This is a genomic window from Sulfitobacter delicatus, assembly GCF_900102535.1.
In the GTDB taxonomy this organism is placed as follows: Bacteria; Pseudomonadota; Alphaproteobacteria; order Rhodobacterales; family Rhodobacteraceae; genus Sulfitobacter; species Sulfitobacter delicatus.
The window spans coordinates 50,857-75,398 of record NZ_FNBP01000014.1; the positions used below are offsets into that span (position 1 = coordinate 50,857).

The following is a 24,542-nucleotide window of genomic DNA, read 5'->3' on the forward strand; positions in this document are numbered from 1 at the left end:
GCAGGGGCGCGGCCATGGCTGCGCCCTTGACCCATGCGAGGGGGGACGATGCTGCAACTGGCAAACACCTTGGATAAGGTGAACCTTGGCGTGGCCTATGTGGTGCGCTGGTTGGCGCTGGCGATGATGTTGGTGCAATTCACCATCGTTGTGGGACGCTATGCCTTCGGGCTGAACTCCATCGCGCTTCAAGAAAGCGTGCTCTACATGCACGCCACGCTGTTCATGTTGGCGGCGGGCTATACGCTCTTGGTCGACAAACATGTGCGCGTTGACGTTTTCTACGCAAAGGTCTCAGCCGCAGCGCAGCGCCGGATCGACATCTTTGGCCATTTGTTCTTGCTCATGCCGTCGATGATCGCGCTGATCTATTGGTCTTGGCCGTCTGTGCGCAATTCCTGGGCCATCTTCGAAGGTCCGATTTCCGTTGGCGGGATTGAAGCGGTGTTTCTACTCAAATCCCTGATCCCCGTCTTTGCCGTCCTTGTGATCTTGCAATCTTTGGCCCTGTTGATCCGTCTTCTGGCCGTGAAAGTCCCCTGATGTTCGAATACCTCGACCTGCTTATGTTCGCCGCGCTGATGGCGGCGATCCTTCTTGGCTTTCCTGTGTCCTTTAGCATCGCCGGGGTGGCCATCTTCTTTGCCTATCTGGGCTGGTCGTTGGGCGAGATGGACATCGGGCTGCTGGGGGCTTTGGGACAGCGCGTCTTTGGTACGCTGACGAACCCTGTGTTGATCGCGATCCCGCTCTTCGTGTTGATGGGCGCATTGCTTGAGAAAAGCCGGATCGCTGAAGAACTGCTCGACACGATGGGGCGGCTGTTCGGGCAGTTGCGCGGTGGGCTTGGTATTTCAGTCGTGCTGGTCGGGACGTTGCTGGCCGCCTCCACAGGGATTGTCGGGGCCACTGTGATCGCGATGGGGATGATCGCGCTGCCTACGATGCTGCGAGCGGGATATGATGCGCGGGTTGCCTCGGGCATTGTCTGCACTGCGGGCACTTTGGGCCAGATCATTCCGCCCTCGACCCTGCTGATCATTCTGGCAGACGTCATGTCCACGGCGTTCCAGCAAGCGCAGTATGAGCAGGGAAAGTTCTCTGTCGAAGCGCTGTCGGTCGGCCAGTTCTTTGCCGCTGCCGTGATCCCCGGCCTGGTGCTGGTCTGCCTCTATCTGATCTACATCCTTCTGCGCGGCTGGCTGCGCCCGCAGGACATGCCCCCCGCGCCGCTTGATCTGGCCAAACCCAACTGGCGCGAGGTTGCGGGCGCGGTGTTTCCGCCTATCGTGCTGATCTTTGCCGTGCTGGGCGCCATTCTGGGCGGTGTTGCTACGCCGACCGAAGCGGCCTCTGTCGGTGCAGTTGGAGCGCTGCTGATGACCGGCTACCGCAGCGGCACTGCCGCTTGGGTGATCTTTTCAGGCACGGTTGCATTGATTGCCCTCGGCCTATTGGCGGGTGCCTTTCCGGTGCGGTTCCAGCGCAGCGATTTGACGTCGGGCGCCTATACCTTGGGCGTCTTCTATATCGGGCTGGCACTGATCGGGGGCGCAGCGGTGCTGTTGGCCCTGCGGGCCGCGCTGAAAAAGCGGGTCGTGCAGGAAGCGATCAACTCGACGATGACCATGACCTCCATGATCTTTGTCACCATTATCGCGGCGGGATTCTTTAGCCTCGTTTTCATCGGGCTGGGAGGCGAAGAGCGCGTGGCGGGCATTCTGGCCGAGATGCCGGGCGGTGCGACCGGTGCGCTGGTGTTCTGCATGATTGTCATCTTCATCATGGGTTTCTTCCTTGATTTCGTCGAAATCTCGGTCATCGTGCTGCCCCTGATCACACCCTCGCTGATCATGCTAGGTCATGATCCGATCTGGCTCGGCGTCTTGATCGCGATCAACTTGCAGACGTCCTTTTTGACGCCGCCCTTTGGCTTCTCGTTGTTCTACCTACGCGGTGCCGCCCCTGCCGAAGTTACGACGGGGCAGATCTATGCCGGCGTGATGCCGTTCATCTGTCTGCAGATCGTCGGGATCGCGCTGATTTGGCTGTGGCCCACCCTGGCGACATGGCTGCCGGCAGCCTTGTTTTAAAGCTGGTTGGCACCCGCTGTCATAAAAGTTTTGCAATATCAGAGGATAAGGGCATGATTGCCGCGCAAGTATAATTTGACCAACTGGTCCAACGCGCGCATTCTGTCGACAATTAAAACACTACAGAGAGGACACCCCATGACACGAACCATTCTTCTGGCCGGCACAATGCTGGCGGGGCTCGCATCCGTTGCACAGGCCGACACGCTCCGGCTTTTGACTTGGGGCGGCTATGCCCCCGAGGATGTGGTGGCGAAGTTTGAAGAAGAGACGGGTCATACCGTCGAGGTGACCAAATCCAACAACGAGGAAATGATCGCCAAGCTGCGGGCCACCGGCGGCGGTGGTTTTGACCTTGCCCAGCCATCTCAAGACCGCATCATGGGGCCGCAGATGGAGTTCGGTATCTACAAGCCGATCGATGTGTCCAAGCTGAACAAAGACCTCTTCATCCCTTCGATGCTCGAAGCCACGATGGGCAACACCACTGTGAACGGTGACGTTTATGGCGTGCCGCATGTTTGGGGCACCTCGGGTCTGGTCATGAACACAGCCGAAGCCGGTGACGTCGTGAAGGACTACACAGATCTCTGCGCCGAAGAAGTGGCCGGTAAAGTGTCATACCGTCTGAAGCGCCCGACGCTGATTGGTTTTGCCTTTGCGATGGGCGAAGACCCTTTCGCCGCCTATGACGACGAAGCAAAATACGCCGAGATCATGGAAAAGGTCGAAGCAAAGCTGATCGAATGCAAGGCAAACGTCAAAACCTATTGGGGTGGTGGCGATGAGCTGATGAACCTGCTGCGCTCGGGCGAAGTTACCGCCTCGATGGCATGGGACACCGGCGGCTGGAAGCTGAACGACGACAATGCGGACCTCACCTTTGTCGCCCCGGCTTCGGGTGCTCTGGGTTGGATCGACACCTTCGTTCTGCCGGCAAAAGGGCAGGCGGACGATGTTGCTTATGAGTGGATCAACTTTGTCATGCAGCCTGAAATCGCCGCGATGATCACTGCGGCAGCGGGCAACTTCACGGCCTCTGCCGGGGCGGACGAGTTTGCTGAAGACAGCCTGAAAGCCAAGTATCAGGCCAGCTTCCCGCAAGAGGCAATCGACAACATCAAATGGTACCCGCCAGTCCCTGCCGGTTTGGAAACCATTGAGGGCGAAGTTCTGGACCGCGTCCAGGCTGCCAACTGATCACTGACAAGCTGGGCGGCATCCTAACGCGGGTGCCGCCCCATTTATTGGAATTCACATGACCCCTGATCTGGAATGCGTCGACCTCGTCAAGCGGTTCGACGATACCGCCGCTGTTAACAACGTTTCTTTCTCGGTGCCGCCGGGCAGTTTCTTTTCCATTCTCGGGCCCTCTGGCTGCGGCAAGACGACGATCATGCGCATGATTGCGGGCTTTCTTGATCCCACGTCGGGGGACATCCGGATCAAGGGCGGCTCGGTGCTGGACACACCGCCGAACAAGCGCCCCGTCAACATGGTGTTTCAGCATCTTGCGCTCTTCCCGATGATGACGATTGCCGAGAATATCGGTTACGGGCTGCGCCGCCGCGGCATGGCCAAGGGTGAGATTGGCCGCAAGGTAGACGAGGCGCTGGACCGGATTGGCCTGCCCGGCATCGGGGCGCGGAAGGTAGATGAGCTTTCGGGCGGGCAAAAACAGCGGGTGGCGATTGCGCGCTGCATGGTGTTGGAGCCTGATGTGCTGCTGCTGGACGAGCCGCTGGGCGCCCTAGACCTCAAGCTGCGCGAACATATGAAAGTGGAGTTAAAGGCGCTGCAGGCGGCCTTTGACACGACCTTTGTCTATATCACCCATGACCAGTCCGAAGCATTGGTCATGTCTGACCAGATCGCCGTGATGAATGCGGGACAGTTTGAGCAAGTCGGGACCGGGCAGGACCTTTACTACCGGCCAGACACGCCCTTTGTCGCCGGGTTCATCGGGGAATCGAACCGCTGGAAAGGCCGGATTGAGCGGGCCGAGGGCGGCAATTTGCAATTGCGCACGGACAGCGGTTTGGCCATACGCGCCACCGGCATGGGGCTCTCCGAAGGCGCGCGGGCCGAGATCTTTGTGCGCCCTGAGTCAATCCGTCTTGCCGCCAGTGCTGACGCGCTGGCAGAATTTGACAACCAGCTGACCGGCACCGTCACCAGCCTGCTCTTCAACGGCGCGGCCTCGCGCGTGTTGGTGCGGGACACAGCGGGTGAAACGCTGGAAGTGACGCTGCCGCAATCGGGGGAGTTTGCCTCTCTGAAACGCGGTGACGCCATCCACATCGGCTGGGGCGCGGGGCAGGCCAGCTGCTTTGAGGCGAGCTGATGCGCAATCAGTCCCGCATTACGTTCTACCTGCTGCTGACGCCCTTGGTGCTTTGGCTAGGGCTGCTGATCATCATCCCGCATATCGATATGCTGCTGATATCGCTGCGTGAGCGTATTAGCTTCGGCGTTTATGAGACCAGTCTGTCGCAGTATGAAAAGGCGCTGACCGAACCGCTCTACCTGCGCACCTTCTGGCGCACCGCGGTGATGTCGGTGCTGGCCACTGTCATCACACTGCTGATCGCCTTTCCGGTGGCCTATTACATCGCAAAGATGGCGAAGGGGCGTTTGCAGCAAGTGCTGTTCCTCCTGTGTCTGATCCCGTTCTACGTCTCCGAGCTGGTGCGCACCTTTGGCTGGATGATCCTGCTGCGTGAGACGGGGCTGATCTCCAGTTTGCTGCAATGGGTGGGGCTTGCCGATCAGCCGGTCGAATTGCTCTATACCGATGCGACGATGATGGTCGGGCTTGTCTATACCTCCATGCTTTTCATGGTAGTGCCGCTTGTGACCACGCTCGAAAGCCTCGACGACAGTGTGATTGAGGCAGGCTATGACCTTGGCGGCAGCGGGTTTTCTGTCTTGCGCGAGATTATCATCCCCCACGCCATGCCCGGCATCGTGTCAGGCTGTATCGTGGTCTTTATGCTGAGCTTGGGTAACTACCTGACGCCGACAATGCTCGGCGGGAAAGACAGCCTGTGGTTCACCGAAATGATCTATAACCAATTCATCGTCCGCTCCAACTGGGAGCTCGGCGCCGCCTTCGGCTTTATGTTGCTGGTGCTGTCTTCGGTGATCGTCTGGGGGATGCTGCGGCTGACCGGCCGAACCCTCAAGGAAACGATGGGGTGAGCCTATGATCCCGACAATCCCGCAATCGCGCAGCTTCCGTCTTGTCTATGGCGGCTATGTAGCGCTTTTCTTCCTCTATCTCGCCCTGCCGCTGACTGTGGTCGCAGTCTTTGCCTTTAACGACAGCCAGTTTCCCTCGCTGCCGTGGGAGGGGTTCACCTGGAATTGGTTCTTTGGTGAGGAACGCCCGCAGATCGGGGTCTTCCATGAGCGCGGCATCCTGCGGTCCGTGGGCACATCTGCTTTCGTTGCGCTCTGCGTTGCCGTGCTGTCGGTCTCTGTCGGCACGACGAATGCTTTTTTGTTCAACCGCTATGAGTTCCGCGGCAAAGGATTTCTCTATGTGCTGATGCTTCTGCCGCTGGTGATCCCGGGCATCGTGCTTGGCATCTCGATCTTGGTCTTTTCCTCAACGCTGGCGAACGGCCTTTGGGATCTTGCGCAGATGGATGTTCAGGCTTTGCGGCCGGGACTGCTGCTCGTGATCCTCGGCCAGTTCAGCTTTATCACGACCATCGCGACATTGGTCATTTCAGCCCGCCTGCAAAAGTTCGACCGCACACTAGAGGAGGCGGCGCTGAACCTCGGGGCTGACCGTCTGACCGCGGTGCGCACCATCACGCTGCCGTTCCTTGCGCCTGCGATGATCGGCGCGGTGGTTGTGGCTTTCCTGATGAGTTTTGAGAACTTTAACACGACGCTGATGCTAGTCGGGTCGGATGCGCCGCTGACCATCGCGATGTTTGACCGGCTGAAAGAGGGATCAACGCCTTTGTTGAACGCAGTATCTTTGCTTCTGATGCTGGGCTCTTCGCTGCTGGCCTTGCTGGTCATCCTGTTCCAGCGCCGAGGGTGAAGAGCCGGCACGTTCAGGCAAGAACCTCCTAGCAAGCATGCGAGCGGAGAGTTTTTGACCCTGCGCCTTGCGCAAAGCCTACCTACAGAACAAACGCAGGGCACCTTCGGAAAGAAGGTTAGCCCCTCCATTCGCATGTGCCCGAGCGCGGTGAGATTTCACATCACAGGTTGCAATCCCGGAGAGCGAAGCCTATTGCCGAAGTAATTTACTAAAATACTAAGGTAAGGATTTTCCCGTGTTGAAACCCCTGTCAGCTTTCGTCCTGTCCCTCATGGCTACCGCAGCCTCGGCACAGGATTTCCCTGTGACGGTCGAACACGCTTTCGGCGAAACCACAGTTGCCGAGCAGCCGGCGCGCGTTGCCACCGTTGGCTGGGCCAATCACGAAGTGCCTCTAGCTCTCGGGATTGTACCCGTCGGTTTCGCCCGCGCCTCCTGGGGGGATGATGACGGGGACGGGCTGCTGCCATGGGTCGTCGAGAAGTTGGAAGAATTGGACGCCGAGGTGCCTGTCCTGTTCGACGAAGGCGATGGCATTGATTTCGAAGCTGTGGCCAGCACCAGACCCGATGTGATCCTCGCGGCCTATTCCGGGATTTCGCAGTCGGACTATGACACGCTCAGCCGCATCGCCCCGGTTATCGCATATCCAGAAGCGGCATGGACCACGACATGGCGCGAGATGATCCGCCAGAACGCCGCCGGTTTGGGCATGGCCGAAGAAGGCGATACGATGGTGGCAGAGATCGAAACGCGCATTGAGGCGGCCCGCGATGCCCATCCTGAACTGGCGGGTAAAACCGGCATGTTCGTCACCCATCTCGACCCGCGTGACCTGAGCACCATCGGATTTTATGCCGCCGCCGACCAGCGTGTGCAGTTCCTGACAGACCTTGGCATGGACACCCCGCAGGCGGTGCGCGAGGCAAGCGAAGCCGGGAAGTACTCGGGCCGGATCAGTGCCGAACGGATCGACCTGTTTGATGACGTCGACGTGGTGGTGACCTATGGCGATCAGGCGCGGCTGGATGAATTGACCGAGAATCCGCTTATTGCCCGCTTCCCTGCGGTCAGTCGTGGGGCGGTCGTATTGCTGGCCAATGATCCGATGGGCACGGCGGCCAACCCGACGCCTCTTTCCATCGACTATGTGCTCGACGATTACCTCGCGCGGCTGAGCGCCGCCGCAACCCGCAGCGAATGATGCGGGCGGAGCGTCCCCACCGGTTCGCGGGCTTCGCGATTCTGCTCGGACTGCTGGTGCTGACGGTCGGCCTGTCGCTGACCGTCGGTGCACGCGCAGTGCCTTGGGACGAAGTCTGGGCCGGATTGCTTGGGCAAATTGATAGCATCGGCGCTGCCGCAGTCGCTGTACGGGTGCCGCGGACGGCGCTGGCCGTTCTGGCAGGCGGCGCGCTCGGTCTGGCGGGGGCGGTGATGCAGGGCATCAGCCGCAACCCTTTGGCCGATCCGGGAATTTTGGGTGTGAATGCAGGTGCTGCGCTGTTTGTGGTCATTGGTATCGCTTGGTTCGACATCAGCGGCGCGCAAAATTTTCTCTGGCTTGGAATTGCGGGCGCGGGACTGACGGCTGTCTTTGTCTATCTGGTCGGTGCAACGGGGCAGGGCGGCGCGACGCCTTTGAAGCTGACGCTGGCAGGTACAGCAACCTCTGTTGCCGTCTCGGCATTCATCATCGCGGTGGTACTGCCGCGCAATGACATCGCGGGCAGTGTGCAGTCCTGGCAAGTCGGCGGGGTTGGCGGAGCGCGTTTTGACACCCTGCTGCCTGCGGTGCCCTTTGCTGTGGTCGGCCTATTGCTCAGCCTCGCCTCGGCGCGGGTGCTGAACGCCTTGGCCCTGGGAGAAGAGCTTGCCACCGGATTGGGGCAAAGCGTGGCTTTGGGACGGCTCATGGCCGCGGCGGGGGCGGTTGTCCTCTGCGGAACGGCGACAGCGCTCTGCGGACCGATTGGTTTCGTCGGCTTGGTGGTGCCCCATCTCTGCCGGATGATCGCGGGTGTGGACTACAAGCTTGTCCTGCCGCTTTCGACACTGGCTGGTGCTTCTATGCTGGGGCTGTCGGATGTGCTGGGGCGCGTGGTTGCACGGCCAAATGAACTGGACGTCGGGATCGTGACCGCCTTTGTCGGGGCACCCTTCTTTATCTGGACGGTGCGCAACAACAGGATGCGCGGGCTATGAGTGATATGAGCCTTGCCACGCCCCGCGCTTACCGTAGGCCGAGCACACGACGGATACAGGTATTGGCCCTTCTTACGGCCCTTGTGGCAGGCCTGATCCTGCTGACGCTCAGTTGCGGGCGCGGTTGCCTCGCGCCGGGGGACGTTTTTGCCGCGCTGACCGGCGCTCCGGGGGCGGATGCGTCTTTCGTCGTATCTGAGTTGCGCTTGCCGCGCGCTGTGCTGGGGCTGGTTGCGGGGCTGAGCTTTGGTCTCGGTGGCGTGGCTTTTCAGGTCATGCTGCGCAATCCGCTGGCCAGTCCGGACATCATCGGCATCAGTGCCAGCGCCGGCGCGGCAGCGGTCTTTGCCATCGTAATTTTGTCGGTAGACGGCTGGCTGGTTTCGCTCATCGCGGTGGTGGCTGGGTTGGGCGTGGCGCTGCTTATCTGGACGCTTTCTGCGCGCCGTGGCGCGGCCGGAGCGCGGCTCATTCTTATCGGCATCGGCATCTCGGCCATGCTCGACAGCATCACGTCCTATGTGCTGCTGGAGGCGCCCGCATGGGACCGGGCAGAGGCGCTGCGTTGGCTGACCGGGAGCCTGAATGGCGCGCAACTGACGCAGGCCATACCCGTGGCTGGGGCGCTTCTGATCTTCGGAGGGCTGCTGGCCTTTACCGCAAGAGACTTAGAAGCGCTTCGCCTCGGAGATGATACGGCGCAAGCGCTCGGCGTGCGCGCTGATGGCACGCGGCTTCGTGTTACGCTGGCGGCGGTGGGGCTTGTGGCCATCGCAACGGCGGCTACCGGGCCGATCGCCTTTGTTGCCTTTCTCTCCGGGCCCATCGCCGCACGGCTTTTACCGGGAGCGAAAGGCCTTCTTTTGGGCGCGGCTTTGGTCGGGGCTTTTCTGGTGATCGCGGGCGATTTCGTCGGGCAGTTTCTGCTGCCCGCACGTCTGCCCGTCGGCGTTGTCACCGGCGCGGTCGGCGCGCCGTTTCTTCTGTATCTGATCATCCGCGCCAACAAGAATGGGGGCACCTTATGACCCAGCACCATCGACTGGAAACGCGCGAGCTGAGCGCGGGCTATGAAAAACGAGTGATATTAGAGGATGTCTCTCTCACCATCCCGGCAGGCAAGATCACCGCCATTGTCGGAGGCAATGCCTCGGGCAAATCGACGCTGCTGCGCACATTGGCGCGGATCTTGCAGCCTAAGGCGGGGAACGTGCTGCTGGATGGAAATTCGGTGCATCACATGCCATCCCGCAAGCTGGCGCAGGTTATGGGCCTATTGCCACAATCCCCCATCGCCCCGGAGGGTATCACGGTAGCCGATCTCGTCGGGCGCGGGCGGCATCCGCATCAGGGGGTCTTCTCGCGCTGGTCGCGGGAAGACGACCGCGCTGTGTTCCGGGCGCTGGAAGCAACCGGAACAGAGGAACTGGCAGAGCGGGATCTCGATACGCTTTCCGGCGGGCAACGCCAGCGGGTCTGGATCGCGATGGCGCTGGCGCAGGAAACCGACCTGTTGTTGTTGGACGAGCCGACGACCTTTCTCGATGTAGCGCATCAGATCGAAGTGCTGGACCTGCTTGTGGACCTGAACACGGCGCAAGGCACGACGATCGTCATGGTGTTGCATGATCTCAATCTCGCGGCCCGCTATGCGGACCATCTGATCGCTGTCGGCGGTGGCGGCATCCGCGCCGAAGGGGCGCCGCAGCAGGTTCTGACCGAGGAATTGGTGCAAACGGTCTTTGGACTGTCCTGCCGCATCGTGACTGATCCGGTCTCTCACACCCCTGTAATGGTGCCGATTGGGCGACATAAGGCGGTGGAAAAGCACAAGGATGCAGCAGCTTAAGAATAACTTACTAAAATAGTAAGATTCATACTGGCGCTGCCTAAAGATGGGCGGTAAGTGATTCCCGACTGATTCACTAGGTTATTATGGAGACCGCCATGTCCTCTACCCATTTCACGCCCCGTCACCTTGGTCGCGGTTCCCTAAAGACCGCGCTTTTGTGCTGCACAGCGCTAGTGCCCGGTGCGCTGTCCGCGCAAGATGCTTACCAATTGGACGACGTGATCCTTGAGGCAAGCGAGCGCAATTCCGGCGCGGCAGATGCGCAGACCGTGGTCGCAAGCGAGCTTAGCAGCGGCGGCAAGCTGTCAGGTGAGATCCTCGATATACCGGCCAGCGTCTCGGTCATCACCAGTCGCGAGATCGAAGCGCGCGGGGCTGATAGCGTCGAGCAGGTGCTGAACTACACCGCCGGTGCCACCACCGACAGCTACGGCGCCGACGACCGGTTCGACTACTTCATCCTGCGCGGCTTTGAGGCCTATACCTACCGCGACGGGCTGACACTCGGCCCGAACTTCGGGGCCGTGCGCGAAGAGCCCTTTGCCTTTGAGCGGGTCGAAGTCATCAAGGGCGCATCGTCGTCCACCTTTGGCCCCTCCGACCCCGGCGGCTCGGTCAACTATGTCACGAAACGCCCGCGGGCTGAGCGGTTCGGCTCTGTCTATACCTCGGTGGACTCCTACGGCAGCCTGGAAACCGGCGTCGATTTCGGCGACACGCTGGATGAAGAAGGCACGCTGTCCTACCGTTTCACCGGCCTGCTGCGCGATGGTGAGTTGGAATATCCCACGGCTGAGAATGACGAGGTCTTTGCCATGGGCGGGCTGACATGGCGCCCCTCGGATGCTTCGGAACTCACGGTCATTGTGGACCATCTGAACCGCGATTCCGTGCCCGGAAGTGGCGGCTTCCCCTCGGGCGGCGATTATGACCGCGACGATGTGTTCTATGGCGAACCTGACTACAATTACCGCGGCACGGAGCGGACGACCGTCTCGGTGCTCGGCGCGCATGATTTCGACAATGGACTGACCTTCGAAGGCACCCTGCGCTACAGCGACAGCGCTGATGATTTCGGCTATGCCTATGTCAGCGACTACACGCCCAACGACAGCACCGTTGACCGCGCCTACTTCGCCAGCGACGGCACCAGTGAGAGCTTCATCTCAGACCTGCACCTGACCTATGAGGGATTTGTCGGCGGCGCGGCCAGCACCACAACGGCGGGGGTCGAGTTCTCTTGGTCCGACGAGTCCGATCAGCGTTTCTATGGCGCGGCCCCTTCGGTCGACATTGATAACCCGACACCCACGGGCCGTCCGACCAGCGTGCCGATGTATGCCGACCTCGATACCGAAACCGAGGGGCGGGCCGTCTATCTGCAGCAAGAGTTCAACTGGAACGAACGGTTCATCGCCTCTTTCGGACTACGCCATGACTGGATTGATGTAACTGAGACCAACAACCTTGCAGGCACGGTTCAGGCGGGAGAGATCAGCGAGACCACAGGCCGCCTCGGACTGACCTATAAGATCACGCCGAATGTCTCGATCTTTGGGAACTACGCGCAGTCGGTCGTGCCTGCGGGCACCGGCGTTGAACCGGAAGAGGGCGAGCAGTTCGAACTGGGCACCAAGTGGCAGCCGATGGGCACAAATGCGTTGCTGACTGCCTCTGTCTACGACCTGTCGAAGTTCAACATCACGCGGACCAACCCTGCCACCAACCAGCCCGAAACCATTGGCGAGATCGGCGTGCGCGGGATTGATCTCGAAGCCAAGGCCGAGATGGGCGCCTATACTTTTACCGGCGCCTATAGCTACCTTGATGCCGAGATCAAAGAGAACGGCACCTCTGGCAATGTCGGCAACCGCCCCGGTCTGGTGCCCGAGCATGTGGCCTCGGTCTGGGCCAGCCGGACGTGGGAGAACGTCGGTCGCGGCGATCTGACCGTTGGCCTCGGCGCGCGGTTCAACAGCGGCTATTACTACAGCGATAGCAACGCCACGGGCGAGACCGGCAGCTTTGTCGTGGTGGACGCGGCAGTGACCTATGATCTGACCGAGCAAACCGCGCTGTCGGCCAATGTCACGAACCTCTTTGACGAAAAGCACACCGCTTATGGCGGAGCCTACGCCGACTTTTACAGCCCCGGCCGTGAAGTCACCGTGAAGCTCTCGCACAACTGGTGAGCCTTGACGCGGCGCGTCCCTCGCGCGCCGCGTTTTTCATTTTATCAACTCGGAAGCTCGCCATGACTGCCTCAGCCAAGACCACCATCCCGCTCGATGCGCCACAGGATATGCTGGCGCAAATTCTGTCGCACCTTAGGGACGACCACGGCATGGCCTTTCGGGCCAAGGGCGCAGGCGGCCATGTGTATGAGCAGGACGGCTACCGGGTAGAATTTGCGCTTCGCACAGGGGCGCTGGATGTGCGCCTGCAAGCACCGGGCGAAAGCGCGATGCAATTCTCAAAAGAGGGTATGGTGCATCACATCGCAGAGTTCGATCCTGTGCTGGCCGAAGGCATCCGCTGGCAAGGGCTGTCGCAGGAAGCCGGCACCGCTCCGAGCAACTTCCGCCTGCTGACTGTGCGAAACAGCAAAGTGCTTTTTGAGGGAATGCAGCGCGTCACACTTCACTATCCGGACATCGGCAAGCTCGCCCATCAGGGGCTGCACCTGCGGCTGGTTCTACCTTGCGATCCGGCCCGCAAGCCGGTCTGGCCAGTGATGGGGGCCAACGGGGCGCCCGTTTGGCCGAAGGGCGAGGACGCGTTGCACGCGCGCTATGTCACGCTCAAGAACATCCGCCCGGAGAGCGAAGAGGTCGACATCGACATCGTACGTCACGGCGCGGGTCTGATCTCCCGTTGGGCGCAAGGGGCGCATGACGGTCAGCAAATCGGTGCCATGGGGCCAGTCGGCATCAGCGCGTTGCCTGAGGCAGCCTCTTATTTCATCGCCGCGGATGGCACTGGGCTGCCGGTGGTGGCGCAGTTGCTCTCGCGACTGCCGCAAGATGCGGTGGGCGATGTGGTGGTCGCGCTGCCGGACGCTGTGCGGCCCGACGCTTATCTCCCGCCTACCAATCTGCGGGTCCACTGCCTGCCGCCCGCGGTGTTTGATGCACAGGTCTTTGATACAGCGCTGGAACTGACGACACCCGGCACTGAATATGGCTTTTTTGCCGGTGAGTTTGCGAATGCACAGCGGCTGCGGAAGCATTTCAAAGGGCCGCTCGGCCTTGGCAAATCGCAGCAGTTAAGCACGGCTTATTGGCGCAAAGCGGCCTAGTTTACGCTACTGGCACAGCCGAAAGTCGTTCCTCCGGCTCTTCACATCCAAGTGCAAGTGATCCGCATGGGAAGCATCAGAGCCGGGGCCGAGGACCGTAGTGAAGTTCAGGCAAGCTGTCGCGCGCACGGCATCTTGAAAAGCCTCTGCCATCGTCCCGTCCCGCTCGCGCGGTTCGACGGCGATCGGCGCGCCGGTTTCGAACTGAAAACCCATGATATCGACGGCATTCCCATAAGCGTGCTCGGAGAGTTCGCCGGTTGGCAGGTTGTTGCGTCGGCGGCAGATGTAGGTGCTGCCGTGCTCGATAGCGACGAGCGGGCCGCGTTCGGGCAGGTATTCGGCTGCTGGCGTGGCGTGGTCTTTTGTCCAACGGGACAGGGCCAAGGCGGTCTCGCAGCGCATATGCCCCGCCGGGCGCAGTTCCACATTACCGGGCAATGCTGTGACCCGAACCGGCTTCTCAATGCCGCAGGCGGCATCACTGCTGTCAGTGATCGCTTCAGCTTCTTCGAATGCCGTGCCGAGAGCGCGCAAAGCGCTATAGCATTCTTTCAGCGCTTCCGGGTCTTCGGCAATGCGCTCGGAAACGGGCGGCACACTATCTACGACCGTTACGTCGTTTTCAGGAACGGTTCCGCCCGGTTCGGTTTCGCCTGGATCCGGTAGCTTCTCTACGGACGCCGATCCCAAACCCTCCGGCCGCGGTTCTGGGGGCAAAGAGGTCTCGGGCGGCACCGATGACGTGCTCGGCGCTGCGCTTTCCTGCGCCATGACAGCGGGTGCCATACAAAGCACCAGCACGGTAGTCAGGACGGTTCTCAAGACCCGTCCGATACAAAAACGACTGGCACACCGGAATCCACCATATGGGCAAGCTCCGTCGCGTCCCAATTGGTCAACCGCACACAGCCATGGCTGACGCTTTGGAACAGCGAATCCGGGTCGGCGGTCCCGTGGATGCCATAGGTCGGCTTGCTAAGGTCGATCCAGACCGAGCCCACCGGCCCATTGGGCCCCGGTGGGAGGGTCAGCGGTTCTTTGTTGTCGCCCTGCTGAAAATTCTCGTCCGGTTTATAGGCATAGGTGGGGTCGATCGCGATGGCGGTGACCTCATGCTTACCCGACGGAGAGGGCAACTGGTCAGAGCCAACGGTCGCGGGGTAATTTGCGATCATCGTGCCCGCGTCGTCAAAGACGGCCACGCGCCCGACCGCTTTGCGAACCTCAATGCGGTTGGCCTTTGTCTGTTTGCGCTCACCGGGGGCAGCGACAGTGATTGTTTCCCCAGGGACAAACTGCGCTTCGGGGTTAAGGTCTTTCAAAAAGCCTTCATCCATGTGGAATTTCTCGGCAAGCCGTTCTGTCACCCGGGTGAACGCCAGCCGGTCCAATTTCGCGAGTTCGGCGTAATCATCGGGCAGCGGATCCGAAAGGTCCGCCGTGTCGGCATCGGTGATCTGGTAGTCTTGCAGCACCGTCCCGCGCTCGGGTCCGCCGAGGGCGTCCCAGACCGCTTGGTCCATCTCGCCGTCCGCGTCCAATCCTTCGCGCGTCTCGAAGGCCCGTATCGCACTGCGCGACATTGGGCCGCGATACCCGTCGATCACGCCCGGACTGATGCCTGCGCGGTCGAGCAGAACCTGCACTACCGTGGCAATGCCGCTTTGGCCTTCGGGGAGGGGGCCACCGGCATAGCTGGCGTCTTCGACAGTGCTGGGCGTGGGCTGTGCATGGGCCACCGGGGCAAGGGTGGCAGCGAGGATGAGAGTCGCAGGTGCAAAATATTTCATGTGAATAGAACACGCTAGATCAGCTTCCGTTCCCTTCGATGAAAACAAACCGAACGGCATTCCGATGGCTCAATAAGCGCGCAGGCACCCATCGCCTAACAGTTGCATTGGCCAATTCCCTTGCCATAAAACATTGCAGTATCGCTAAATGAATGCGTAACTCCGCAAGGCCACGGCGCAGCATTGTCGCTGCGCCCAAGATTAATCACGGGAGAGAGATATGAAATTCACCGCAATCCTCGCTGCCAGCACTGTATTCGCAGGTGCTGCTTTTGCTCAGGACGTCGACAAGTCCGACTGGCCCAGCAGCTTTACCGTCGGCACCGCCAGCCAAGGCGGCACCTATTTCGCCTATGGCTCCGGCTGGGCGAACCTTGTGGCCAAAGAACTGGGCCTGACCGGCGGCGGCGAAGTCACCGGCGGCCCAATGCAAAACATGGCGCTGGTGCACACCGGCGAGGCGGCTTTCGGCATGACCACCATGGGCCCGGCGGCGGAATCGCTGGCAGGGACCAACCCGATCGCGCCCGGTCTGGAAATGGATCAAGCCTGCGCGATGTTCCCGATGTATCAGACACCCTTCTCGGTGACGGCTTTGGCATCTTCGGGCATCGAAAAGGTCAGCGACATTCCGGCGGGCGCCAAGATCGGCTTTGGTCCGGCGGGCTCCACCTCGGACACTTACTTCCCGCGCATGATGGACACGCTGGGCGTCGAATATGAGCGCCGCAACGGCGGTTGGACCGATCTGGGCGGTCAGTTGCAGGACGGTTTGCTGGACGTGATCGCATTCGCGGCGGGCGTGCCTGTGCCAGCGGTTAGCCAGTTGGAAGTGCAGACGGATGTGAACATCATTGAGTTCACCGAAGAAGAGCAGGCCAAACTGCTCGAAGAATTCCCGGTCTCCGAGTTCACCATCGACGCCAGCACCTACACCACGCTGGAAGAGGGCGCGCGGTCGGTTTCCATGTGGAACTTCGCCATCGCCAACTGTGACCTGCCGGAGTCCTTTGTTAAGGAAGTCGTGAACGTCGTGATGTCCGACAACGAGCGTATGGTCGGCATTCACAAGGCGGCGGGTTCCACCCTGCCCGAGAACTGGGACAAGAACAAAGTCCTGAAGTGGCACCCCGGTGCTGCCGCTTGGTTCAAAGAAAACGCAGATGCTGACATCGCGGATGACATGATCCACGGCAACTAAGCCATCTTGCGCAAATCGCATGTCGCCCCTAAAGGGGCGGCATGTTTCGCGACCCCGCGCGACAATCGGGAAAGGGAGCTTCCATGACAGATGAGCACAAGACCAACCTGCAGGAGACGACCGCCGGTCCGCAGGGCCCGATCGTAGCCGAAGGGGTCGATGACGAACCTGTCGAAAGCAACCGCCGCCTGTTCACCGGGCGCAGCTATATGGTCATGGCCGCCATCTCGGCCATTTACGCTTTTTTCCATGTCGCTGCCCTGAACGGCATGTCGATCTATGAAATGACCGGGGTCCGCATCCCGCTTCTGCCGACCTTCCCGATGGAGACTTGGAACTTCCGCATCGTGCACATCGCGGGCGCGCTGATCCTTGGCTTCACCCTCTATTCCGCCCGCCGCTTTCCCGAAGAGGACAGCGCGTCGGGCTGGCATCCGCTGGACCTGCTGGCCTTGGCCGCGATCCTGCCTGCGCTTTATTCCCTGTGGACCGCATGGGGCATCGCCAGCCAGATCGCGGGCGGCGCGCAGTGGAACGGCATGAGCCCTGAGTTCAAAAACCTTGAGATCTACCACTACGGTCTGCCGCTGCTGGCTGCCACCGCCGTGGGCATCGTGGTGGGCTGGCTGCGCACCCGGGAACGTGGGCAGGTCACGCCCGCAGACATCCTGCTGTCGCTCTGCGGCATCTCGGTCGCGCTCTATCTGATCACCATCTACGGCACCTTGATGCGCAACTCGACCGGCACGCCTTTTGCGCCCATCGGCATCTCGCTGGCCGCTGTTGCTGGCACCGCGCTGATCATGGAGCTGACACGCCGCGTGGCGGGCCTCGCGCTCATTGTCATCGCGGGCATCTTCCTGATCTATGTCTTTACCGGGGACATGCTGCCGGGCTTCCTGAACGCACCCAACATCGCCTGGACCCGCTTTTTTAGTCAAGTCTACACCGACGCGGGTATCCTTGGGCCCACCACGGCGGTGTCTTCGACCTATATCATTCTGTTCATCGTCTTCGCGGCCTTCCTTCAGGCGTCCAAAGTGGGCGACTACTTCGTAAACTTCGCTTTCGCCGCAGCGGGCCGCTCGCGTGGTGGGCCGGCGAAAGTGGCGATCTTTGCTTCGGGCCTGATGGGCATGATCAACGGCACCTCGGCGGGCAATGTGGTGGCGACAGGCTCGCTAACCATTCCGTTGATGAAAAAGGTCGGCTACCCGGCCCGCACCGCAGGCGCGGTTGAGGCCGCAGCCTCGACCGGCGGGCAGATCATGCCGCCGATTATGGGGGCAGGGGCCTTCATCATGGCCGAGATCACGGGTCTGCCTTATACCGATATTGCCATCGCGGCGATCATTCCCGCCATCCTCTATTTCGTCTCGATCTACTTCATGGTGGATTTCGAGGCGGCCAAGCTCGGCATGCGCGGCATGCGCTCGGACGAGTTGCCCAAACTGCGCGAGATGATGCGCCGGGTGTTCCTGTTCATCCCGATCATCATTCTGATCTATGCGCTTTTCATGGGTTATTCGGTGATCCGTGCGGGCACGCTGGCGACCGCTGCGGCAGCCGTGGTGTCCTGGCTCACCCCCTACCGCATGGGGTTGCGCAGCATCATCAAGGCCTTTGAGCTGGCGGGCATCATGTCGATCCAGATCATCGCGGTCTGCGCCTGTGCGGGCATCATCGTGGGTGTTATCAGCCTGACCGGCGTCGGCGCGCGTTTCTCCTCGGTGCTGCTGGGCCTTGCGGAGGCCAGCCAATTCCTCGCGCTGTTCTTTGCCATGTGCATCGCGATCCTGCTCGGGATGGGCATGCCGACCACGGCGGCTTATGCGGTGGCGGCCTCAGTGGTGGCGCCGGGCTTGGTGCAACTGGGCATTCCACTGCTGACGGCACACTTCTTTGTCTTCTACTTCGCCGTCGTTTCGGCCATCACGCCCCCGGTGGCGCTGGCGAGTTATGCCGCGGCGGGGATCTCGGGGGCAAACCCGATGGAGACCTCGGTAGCGTCGTTCAAGATCGGCATCTCGGCCTTCATCGTGCCGTTTATGTTTTTCTACAACGGCGCGATCTTGATGGATGGCACATGGTTCGAGGTGATCCGCGCAGGCGCCACCGCGATCTTTGGTGTCTATCTGCTGTCTTCGGGGATGCAGGGCTGGTTTGCCGGATCGGGGGCTGCTTGGTTCATCCGGTTGGGGCTGGTGCTGGGCGCGCTGTGCATGATCGCGGGCGGGCTGCTGACTGATCTCGTGGGCCTCGCCATCGCGGCGGCGCTCTATGCGATCCAGTACAAATTCCGCCCCGCGCCGGATGCACAGATCGCCGTGCAAGGCAGCGACTGACCGCGTAAGGCGCGGTCAGCGCGGGGTTGTTTGTTGAAGGACGCGGGCCTTTCCGCTAGGGCCGCGTCCAACACAGGAGAACTCCCATGGACCTAACCAACAAACGCATTCTCGTCACCGGTGGCAGCGATGGCATCGGCAAACACATCTGCCTCAAACTCGCCGCGACAGGCGCGCGGCTGGCCATTCTGGGCCGCAATGCCGAGCGTTTGGAGGCGGTGGCGCAGGCTTGCAAAGAGGCCGGTGCGCCCGAAGCTCTGCCGCTGACCTGCGACCTGCAAGACCCCGCAGCGATTTCAGCGGTCACAGCAGATGTGCTCGAGAGTTTCGGCGGCCTCGACATCGTGATCAACAACGCGGGCATCTGGCACAAGGCCGGCCCGCTCGACACCATTGCGCCCGAGATGCTGCAGGCCACGGTGCAGACCAACCTCACCGGGCTGATGCAGATGACACAGGCGCTGCTGCCAGCGCTGCGCGAAAACGACGAATCCATCGTGCTCAACGTCGTGTCGAAATCCGGCGTCGTCGCTCAGGTGGGCCAGTCGGTTTATACGGCGACCAAATACGGCGTGCGTGGCTTTACCGAAGTGCTGAAGGCCGATGAGGCCGAGACCGGTGTGCGCGTGGGCGGGCTGTATCAGTCCGGCACCAATACCGAGATGTTCGCCAAAGCGGGCGAGGACGTGCCGAACCACATTTTCACCGAACCTGACGATCTGGCCGATGTGGTGGTCTTTGTTCTTTCGCGGCCCCCGAAACTCTGGATCCACGACATTCGCATCGAATTGTAAGGGATCAGACCGCGCTCTAAATGGGCGCGGTCACACCGCCTCTTGCAGCGCAGGCTGCTTTGGTGCGGCATCCTTGTTAGTCTGCACGCCGAATTCCACGTGAAACACCGACCCGGCCCCAACTTCGCTTTCGTAAAACAGATCACCCGCCATCTGGCGCGCGAGTTGGCGCGAGATGTGGAGGCCAAGTCCCGAGCCTTGGGTCGACTTCTGCCCCCCGTCGGCCACCTGACCGAAGCGGCCAAAGACCTTGTCTTCGCTGCCGTCAGGAATGCCGCGCCCTTGGTCCCGGATCGACAGGCGCAACCTGCCGTCACTTGCCACTAAGCTCCCCTCGACCGTGCCATCGCGGTCTGAGAATTTGATCGCGTTGGAGATCAGATTGTCGAGCACCTGCCGCAGCGCAAAGGCATCACCCACGATCACGGCAGGCTGGTCCATCTGGCCCAGGATCAATTGTACGCCGCGTTCCTCGGCATACATCCGGTTTTCTTCCAGGCTCTCGCTCAGCAGTTGATGAAGATCGATCGGTTTCCATTCAAGCTCCAGCGCCTGCACATCGAGCTTCTGCGCCAGCAGGATGTTGTCCACCAGCCGCGACAGGCGCAGCCCGTTGCGGTTCGCGATGTTGAGCGAGCTGCGCACCGGGTCGTCCATCGCGCCCAGTTTGCCGCTTAAGGCCAAGGCCAATCCGCCCTTGAGCGAGGTCAGCGGCGTGCGCAATTCATGGCTAACGATGGAGATAAACTCGTCCTTCGCGCGGTTCGCTTCATCCGCCCGTTGCAACGCCTCTTCCAGCGCCTGCGTGGCGGCGATCCGGTCGGTCTCGTCAACAAAGGTGATGCTCCAGCCGATGCCGGGCCCATGCGGGGCGAGGGGGTTCGCAACCGCCTGCACCCGCGGCTCGTAGATGCGCCCATGGCTGCGGATCTGATCGTTGCCCTGCTGGCGTCGTAGCATCTCAATGCCCGCAATCATGTCCCCGGCGAAACCCGGCAAAGACAACAGCCCGCTGACCTTGGCCGCCCGGTTCGAGCGCACGACACGCCGCTGGCGATCCAGCAGCACGACAGGCTCGCTCATCGTGTCAAAAAGCGTCGATTGCCCGACCGAAGGCATGTCCATCGTCTTGTTCGTCATCGCCAGCCAAGAAAAGGCAACAACGCCGAGGGTGAACATAAAGGCCGTCGGGTCCAGGCCGAAAACGGTAAAGCCGAACACGACATAAGAGGCATTCGCCATCAGCGGGATCAAGGTGATCGCGATCAGCATGCTTAGCAGCGGCCAAGCCGCGCGCTTCGCCCGGCGGTATCCGCGCAGTAGGCAATAGAGCGTGGCCACGACAAAGGGGTAGAGCAGCGCGACGATCAGGTAATAGCCCGGCCCATGCTCATAGCGCGGTGGCGACACGGAACCGGGCAGGGAAACCGGGGAGTAGACCAATTGGTGCAGGGGGTTCGTGGCAACAAAAGCAAAGATCGCCAGCGGCAATACGGTCAGCGCCACGGCTTTCTCGCGCTGGCGCGATCCTTCGGCATTGTCCACATAGGCGAAAATGAAAAAGCACCACGCGATGGGCGCCAGCCCGTGGCCGATCCATGTCAGGGCTGAAAAGCCCTGTTGGCAGGTCGCACTGGTCGAAGCGCCATCTGCCCCCACCATCAGCAGGGTCCAGATCACGCCAACATAGGTTATCACGTAGAAACGCTTGCCGGGGAACTGCTGGGACCAGAGGGTCCAGAGCATTACGAGTGCGGCGAGGGTACTACTGCCTAGGGCGAACCAATAAATGGGGGCGTCGAGGAGCCCCTGAAAACACGTGAACATCACGAAACCTGCGACTTTTATTCAATAGCCGCAAAACAGCAATTCATTGCGGCGCAATTGGGGCGTCGCGGTGATGGTTTGTGGCCGAATTCGGGTTTTGTAACGCAGCGGGTCGGAGTGGCGGAGTACCGCTTTCGACCTTCTTCTGCCCGCACGACACCGGAACATTCAGCAGGCAGTTCGCGTTTGAAGGGAAGCACCCCGCGTGATCCCGATCAAAGATAGGAGCTTTCCCAATGAAGTTATATTCTGACAGGGAACAGGACTTCGCTGCGCGTTCCGAGCCAATAGAACGGCAGAGCACTCTATTATGGGGTCTCGGTCTTGGCGCGCTCGCGGGCGCTTCGGCCTATGCGCTCTATGCTGCCCGGCGTGACCGGGATGGGCTGAGCTACCGCCCAGCAGATTCCGCGCCGGGACGCAGCGCCAAACAGTCGCGCTTCGGGGAGTATGCCGTGGTCGGGCGCACCGTGACGATCGATCGACCACGCGATGACCTCTACCGCTACTGGCGTAACTTCAAAAACCTCTCCGGCTTTATGGAGAATGTGAAATCTGTCGAGCCTATTGAGGAGGCCAAAGGCCGCTTTCGCTGGATGATCGAAGGCCCTGCGGGAACCGACGTTCGAATTGAGACCGAAGTGGTCAGTGACAAGCCGGGGGAGGAGATCGCATGGCGCTCGCTTCAGACCTCGCAAATCGACACAAAAGGCAAAGTCTCTTTCCGCGACGCGCCGGGCAACCGGGGCACAGAGGTTGAGGCCCTCATTGCCTACGATCCACCGGGCGGAGAGCTGGGCCGCTGGATCGCCAAGCTGTTTCAGGCCGAACCCGCGCTCCAAGGTCGCCGGGATCTCAAACGTTTCAAAATGCTGGTGGAGACGGGCGAAATCGCCACCTCCGCCAACCGCAAATCCGATAAGTGAGGAGAGAGACATGCGCGCACTGACATGGCAGGGCAAGCACGACGTCCGGGTCGAGACAGTACCTGACCCCGAAATCGTCAACCCGCGTGACGCGATCATCGAAGTCACCTCGACCGCGATCTGCGGCTCGGATCTGCACCTCTACGATGGCGTGATTCCCGGAGTGCTGTCGGGGGATATTCTGGGCCATGAGTTCATGGGCCGTGTTGTTGAAGCCGGACCGAAGAGCACGCTAAAAAAAGATCAGCGTGTCGTCGTGCCCTTCACCATCTCTTGCGGCGGATGCTTTCACTGCAAGAAGCAGCAGTTCTCGGCCTGCGACAACTCCAACCCTGCCGAGAAGCAGGACCTCACGGAAATGCAATTCGGCCACGCCGTTGGCGGGCTGTTCGGCTATTCGCATCTTGCTGGCGGCTACCCGGGCGGGCAGGCAGAATATGTCCGCGTGCCGTTCTCTGACGTTGGCCCTATTGTGATCCCCGACGGGTTTGACGATGACGATGTCCTATTCCTCTCCGACATTTTGCCCACCGGCTGGATGGCCGCCGAAAACGCCGATATCGAAGAGGGGGACACCGTTGCCGTCTGGGGCTGTGGTCCCGTGGGGCTTTTCGCGGTGCAAAGCGCGCTCAAGATGGGTGCCGCGCAGGTGATCGCGATTGACCACTACCCGAACCGCCTGAGGCTTGCCCGTCAGATGGGGGCGAAAGTTATCGACTATACCCAAACCCATGTGTTGGAAGCGCTGATGGAGATGTCGGGCGGCCACGGCCCCGATGCGGTGATCGACGCGGTCGGTATGGAAAGCCATGGCTTCGCGCCAGACACCATGATGGACAACGTCAAGCAGGCGGTCGGCATCGGCGCGGATGGCGGCCATGTATTGCGCGAGGCCATACTCGCTTGCCGCAAAGGCGGGCGCGTATCGGTTCCCGGCGTTTACGGTGGTTTCCTCGACAAGTTTCCCTTGGGAGCGATGATGGAGAAGGGGCTGCAAATCCGTACCGGCCAGACCCATGTGCAGCGCTATACCAAAGAGCTCCTGCACCGCATCGCTGAAGGCGAGATAGACACGCGGTTCATGATCAGCCACCGCCTGCCGCTGGAGCAAGCTGCCGACGGCTATCACAACTTCCGCTTTAACCAGAACGATTGGACCAAAGTGGTCCTGAAGCCAAACATGCAACCGGCGGCAGGTTAACTGCTGCTGCCATTTAAAGGAGGCAAAGATGCCCAACGAACCCGAACACGCCAAAGAGAAACGCCCGCCCCATCGTGAACGCCACAATGGGCAGGGCGACCACGAGGGCGCGGCGCACAGCCCTGAGGAGTTTGACACGAAGAACCCGCAGAAGCAGGTTAAGAAGAACGACTGAACGCAACTTCTTCGCCCCTTACTGCAAACGGGCCGGCTCGGACCGAGCCCAACGGACCACGGTGCCGCTAGGCGCACAGGAACTGAGCGCGATTCACCCGATTCAGGGGTGAATCGCGCAAGCAATCTACCTAAGGCCCGGAAAACCCTCTTCGGATCAGCCTATCCGTGCCTCGGGAGGGCGGATAAAGATCTCCTTAACCACTCTATTTGCACGCAATTTCAGCATGTTAGATGTTGGTTCCTAAAAATCCGCAGTTTTCTGAATTTTCTGCTTGCGGGTTTGGCGCACTAACCTTAGAACCCCCTCTACCGGCGGCGCAGAGATGCACCAACGGGGCGCCAGACGGGGCGGACGGCAGCGGAGACGCAGGCGGACGGTTCGGAAAGCGGATAAAAATTTAGAGGTATCAGAGGCGGGGCGCGCCAAAAAGTTAGGGCGCATCTCAGTTTCTTTTGTCTCAACGCTGTTTGAAAATTTGATATCTGAAGAGATATGTGGGCGGTTTGGTTCATTCGATGGATCAACGTCTGTATATCGCGCTCTTAGGGCTTAGGTCCGATGATAGAGTGTCAGCTTCACTGTTTGGACGGCTTTCGCTACTTTGTAGCTGAAGCACAACAAACAGAGAATGGCTTGTATCTTTCAGTAAGGGATACAGGTCGATGTGCAGAGGTTCGACGTCAAGGATAAGCTAGCAATAGCTTTTCAACTTGAGAGTTTGATCCTGGCTCAGAACGAACGCTGGCGGCAGGCCTAACACATGCAAGTC

21 protein-coding genes and 1 rRNA gene are annotated in these 24,542 nt (G+C 60.6%); 19 read left to right on the forward strand and 3 right to left on the reverse strand.

Annotated features, from left to right (window positions below; all coding sequences use genetic code 11):
• Positions 1-48: 48 nt before the first annotated feature.
• The 12 genes from BLS57_RS17845 (at position 49) to BLS57_RS17900 (ending at position 13,508) form a co-directional block, all read left to right on the forward strand.
• Positions 49-543 (forward strand): TRAP transporter small permease subunit, encoded by a 495-nt coding sequence (locus BLS57_RS17845; RefSeq protein ID WP_093744011.1) that lies wholly within the window; start codon positions 49-51, stop codon positions 541-543.
• A complete protein-coding gene (locus BLS57_RS17850) occupies positions 543-2,093 on the forward strand; it encodes a TRAP transporter large permease (RefSeq protein WP_093744012.1) in 1,551 nt (516 codons plus the stop codon). Before BLS57_RS17845 ends, BLS57_RS17850 begins: the two co-directional genes overlap by 1 nt.
• 138 nt (positions 2,094-2,231) lie before the next feature.
• Positions 2,232-3,293, forward strand: coding sequence for an extracellular solute-binding protein (locus BLS57_RS17855; protein WP_093744013.1), 1,062 nt, complete (start codon positions 2,232-2,234; stop codon positions 3,291-3,293).
• A 58-nt stretch (positions 3,294-3,351) separates the two neighbouring features.
• Positions 3,352-4,437: an ABC transporter ATP-binding protein gene (locus tag BLS57_RS17860; protein ID WP_093744014.1), complete on the forward strand. Its 1,086-nt coding sequence runs from the start codon at positions 3,352-3,354 to the stop codon at positions 4,435-4,437.
• The gene (locus BLS57_RS17865; protein ID WP_093744015.1) at positions 4,437-5,294 is read left to right on the forward strand and encodes an ABC transporter permease; all 858 of its coding nucleotides are present in this window, start codon (positions 4,437-4,439) and stop codon (positions 5,292-5,294) included. Before BLS57_RS17860 ends, BLS57_RS17865 begins: the two co-directional genes overlap by 1 nt.
• 4 nt (positions 5,295-5,298) lie before the next feature.
• Entirely contained in the window at positions 5,299-6,150 is an 852-nt protein-coding gene (locus BLS57_RS17870) for an ABC transporter permease (protein ID WP_093744016.1), read from the forward strand.
• Positions 6,151-6,424: 274 nt separating this feature from the next.
• Positions 6,425-7,357, forward strand: coding sequence for an iron-siderophore ABC transporter substrate-binding protein (locus BLS57_RS17875; RefSeq protein WP_093744032.1), 933 nt, complete (start codon positions 6,425-6,427; stop codon positions 7,355-7,357).
• Entirely contained in the window at positions 7,354-8,358 is a 1,005-nt protein-coding gene (locus BLS57_RS17880; RefSeq protein WP_093744017.1) for a FecCD family ABC transporter permease, read from the forward strand. The genes BLS57_RS17875 and BLS57_RS17880 overlap by 4 nt, the downstream gene beginning before the upstream one ends.
• A complete protein-coding gene (locus BLS57_RS17885) occupies positions 8,355-9,386 on the forward strand; it encodes a FecCD family ABC transporter permease (protein ID WP_093744018.1) in 1,032 nt (343 codons plus the stop codon). The genes BLS57_RS17880 and BLS57_RS17885 overlap by 4 nt, the downstream gene beginning before the upstream one ends.
• Positions 9,383-10,207, forward strand: coding sequence for an ABC transporter ATP-binding protein (locus tag BLS57_RS17890; protein WP_093744019.1), 825 nt, complete (start codon positions 9,383-9,385; stop codon positions 10,205-10,207). Before BLS57_RS17885 ends, BLS57_RS17890 begins: the two co-directional genes overlap by 4 nt.
• Positions 10,208-10,305: 98 nt before the next feature.
• Positions 10,306-12,402, forward strand: coding sequence for a TonB-dependent siderophore receptor (locus BLS57_RS17895; RefSeq protein ID WP_093744033.1), 2,097 nt, complete (start codon positions 10,306-10,308; stop codon positions 12,400-12,402).
• Positions 12,403-12,464: 62 nt separating this feature from the next.
• Entirely contained in the window at positions 12,465-13,508 is a 1,044-nt protein-coding gene (locus tag BLS57_RS17900) for a siderophore-interacting protein (protein ID WP_093744020.1), read from the forward strand.
• Positions 13,509-13,514: 6 nt separating this feature from the next.
• Here BLS57_RS17900 and BLS57_RS17905 read toward each other — a convergent pair whose 3' ends face one another.
• Both BLS57_RS17905 and BLS57_RS17910 read right to left on the reverse strand, forming a co-directional pair.
• Positions 13,515-14,333 carry an extensin-like domain-containing protein gene (locus tag BLS57_RS17905; RefSeq protein WP_139186666.1) on the reverse strand — a complete coding sequence of 273 codons (819 nt, stop codon included), beginning with the start codon at positions 14,331-14,333 and terminating at the stop codon, positions 13,515-13,517.
• Positions 14,330-15,301 (reverse strand): L,D-transpeptidase family protein, encoded by a 972-nt coding sequence (locus tag BLS57_RS17910; RefSeq protein WP_167356465.1) that lies wholly within the window; start codon positions 15,299-15,301, stop codon positions 14,330-14,332. The genes BLS57_RS17905 and BLS57_RS17910 overlap by 4 nt, the downstream gene beginning before the upstream one ends.
• A gap of 220 nt (positions 15,302-15,521) precedes the next feature.
• Here BLS57_RS17910 and BLS57_RS17915 point away from each other — a divergent pair, with 220 nt between their 5' ends.
• The 3 genes from BLS57_RS17915 to BLS57_RS17925 all read left to right on the forward strand — a co-directional run bounded on the left by BLS57_RS17915 (position 15,522) and on the right by BLS57_RS17925 (position 19,641).
• Positions 15,522-16,502 carry a TAXI family TRAP transporter solute-binding subunit gene (locus BLS57_RS17915; protein ID WP_093744023.1) on the forward strand — a complete coding sequence of 327 codons (981 nt, stop codon included), beginning with the start codon at positions 15,522-15,524 and terminating at the stop codon, positions 16,500-16,502.
• Between the two features lie 83 nt (positions 16,503-16,585).
• Positions 16,586-18,847, forward strand: coding sequence for a TRAP transporter permease (locus BLS57_RS17920; protein ID WP_093744024.1), 2,262 nt, complete (start codon positions 16,586-16,588; stop codon positions 18,845-18,847).
• An 86-nt stretch (positions 18,848-18,933) separates the two neighbouring features.
• Positions 18,934-19,641, forward strand: coding sequence for an SDR family oxidoreductase (locus tag BLS57_RS17925; protein WP_093744025.1), 708 nt, complete (start codon positions 18,934-18,936; stop codon positions 19,639-19,641).
• A gap of 30 nt (positions 19,642-19,671) precedes the next feature.
• Here BLS57_RS17925 and BLS57_RS17930 read toward each other — a convergent pair whose 3' ends face one another.
• A complete protein-coding gene (locus tag BLS57_RS17930; protein ID WP_093744026.1) occupies positions 19,672-21,468 on the reverse strand; it encodes a sensor histidine kinase in 1,797 nt (598 codons plus the stop codon).
• Between the two features lie 236 nt (positions 21,469-21,704).
• On the opposite strand from BLS57_RS17930, the gene BLS57_RS17935 reads away from it, so the two are divergent.
• From BLS57_RS17935 to BLS57_RS17945, 4 genes are all read left to right on the forward strand, one after another.
• Positions 21,705-22,394, forward strand: a complete 690-nt coding sequence (locus tag BLS57_RS17935) for an SRPBCC family protein (RefSeq protein WP_093744027.1) — start codon at positions 21,705-21,707, stop codon at positions 22,392-22,394.
• 10 nt (positions 22,395-22,404) lie between these two features.
• Entirely contained in the window at positions 22,405-23,595 is a 1,191-nt protein-coding gene (locus tag BLS57_RS17940) for a zinc-dependent alcohol dehydrogenase (RefSeq protein ID WP_093744028.1), read from the forward strand.
• A 28-nt stretch (positions 23,596-23,623) separates the two neighbouring features.
• Positions 23,624-23,770 (forward strand): hypothetical protein, encoded by a 147-nt coding sequence (locus BLS57_RS19805; protein WP_167356466.1) that lies wholly within the window; start codon positions 23,624-23,626, stop codon positions 23,768-23,770.
• Positions 23,771-24,479: 709 nt separating this feature from the next.
• Positions 24,480-24,542, forward strand: a 16S ribosomal RNA gene (locus BLS57_RS17945); the annotation flags it as partial.

Coding starts and splice junctions, on each gene's coding strand:
- BLS57_RS17845 (WP_093744011.1), top strand. CDS start 49: ATGCTGCAACTGGCAAACACCTTGGATAAGGTGAACCTTGGCGTGGCC.
- BLS57_RS17850 (WP_093744012.1), top strand. CDS start 543: ATGTTCGAATACCTCGACCTGCTTATGTTCGCCGCGCTGATGGCGGCG.
- BLS57_RS17855 (WP_093744013.1), top strand. CDS start 2,232: ATGACACGAACCATTCTTCTGGCCGGCACAATGCTGGCGGGGCTCGCA.
- BLS57_RS17860 (WP_093744014.1), top strand. CDS start 3,352: ATGACCCCTGATCTGGAATGCGTCGACCTCGTCAAGCGGTTCGACGAT.
- BLS57_RS17865 (WP_093744015.1), top strand. CDS start 4,437: ATGCGCAATCAGTCCCGCATTACGTTCTACCTGCTGCTGACGCCCTTG.
- BLS57_RS17870 (WP_093744016.1), top strand. CDS start 5,299: ATGATCCCGACAATCCCGCAATCGCGCAGCTTCCGTCTTGTCTATGGC.
- BLS57_RS17875 (WP_093744032.1), top strand. CDS start 6,425: ATGGCTACCGCAGCCTCGGCACAGGATTTCCCTGTGACGGTCGAACAC.
- BLS57_RS17880 (WP_093744017.1), top strand. CDS start 7,354: ATGATGCGGGCGGAGCGTCCCCACCGGTTCGCGGGCTTCGCGATTCTG.
- BLS57_RS17885 (WP_093744018.1), top strand. CDS start 8,355: ATGAGTGATATGAGCCTTGCCACGCCCCGCGCTTACCGTAGGCCGAGC.
- BLS57_RS17890 (WP_093744019.1), top strand. CDS start 9,383: ATGACCCAGCACCATCGACTGGAAACGCGCGAGCTGAGCGCGGGCTAT.
- BLS57_RS17895 (WP_093744033.1), top strand. CDS start 10,306: ATGTCCTCTACCCATTTCACGCCCCGTCACCTTGGTCGCGGTTCCCTA.
- BLS57_RS17900 (WP_093744020.1), top strand. CDS start 12,465: ATGACTGCCTCAGCCAAGACCACCATCCCGCTCGATGCGCCACAGGAT.
- BLS57_RS17910 (WP_167356465.1), bottom strand. CDS start 15,301: ATGAAATATTTTGCACCTGCGACTCTCATCCTCGCTGCCACCCTTGCC.
- BLS57_RS17915 (WP_093744023.1), top strand. CDS start 15,522: ATGAAATTCACCGCAATCCTCGCTGCCAGCACTGTATTCGCAGGTGCT.
- BLS57_RS17920 (WP_093744024.1), top strand. CDS start 16,586: ATGACAGATGAGCACAAGACCAACCTGCAGGAGACGACCGCCGGTCCG.
- BLS57_RS17925 (WP_093744025.1), top strand. CDS start 18,934: ATGGACCTAACCAACAAACGCATTCTCGTCACCGGTGGCAGCGATGGC.
- BLS57_RS17930 (WP_093744026.1), bottom strand. CDS start 21,468: ATGTTCACGTGTTTTCAGGGGCTCCTCGACGCCCCCATTTATTGGTTC.
- BLS57_RS17935 (WP_093744027.1), top strand. CDS start 21,705: ATGAAGTTATATTCTGACAGGGAACAGGACTTCGCTGCGCGTTCCGAG.
- BLS57_RS17940 (WP_093744028.1), top strand. CDS start 22,405: ATGCGCGCACTGACATGGCAGGGCAAGCACGACGTCCGGGTCGAGACA.
- BLS57_RS19805 (WP_167356466.1), top strand. CDS start 23,624: ATGCCCAACGAACCCGAACACGCCAAAGAGAAACGCCCGCCCCATCGT.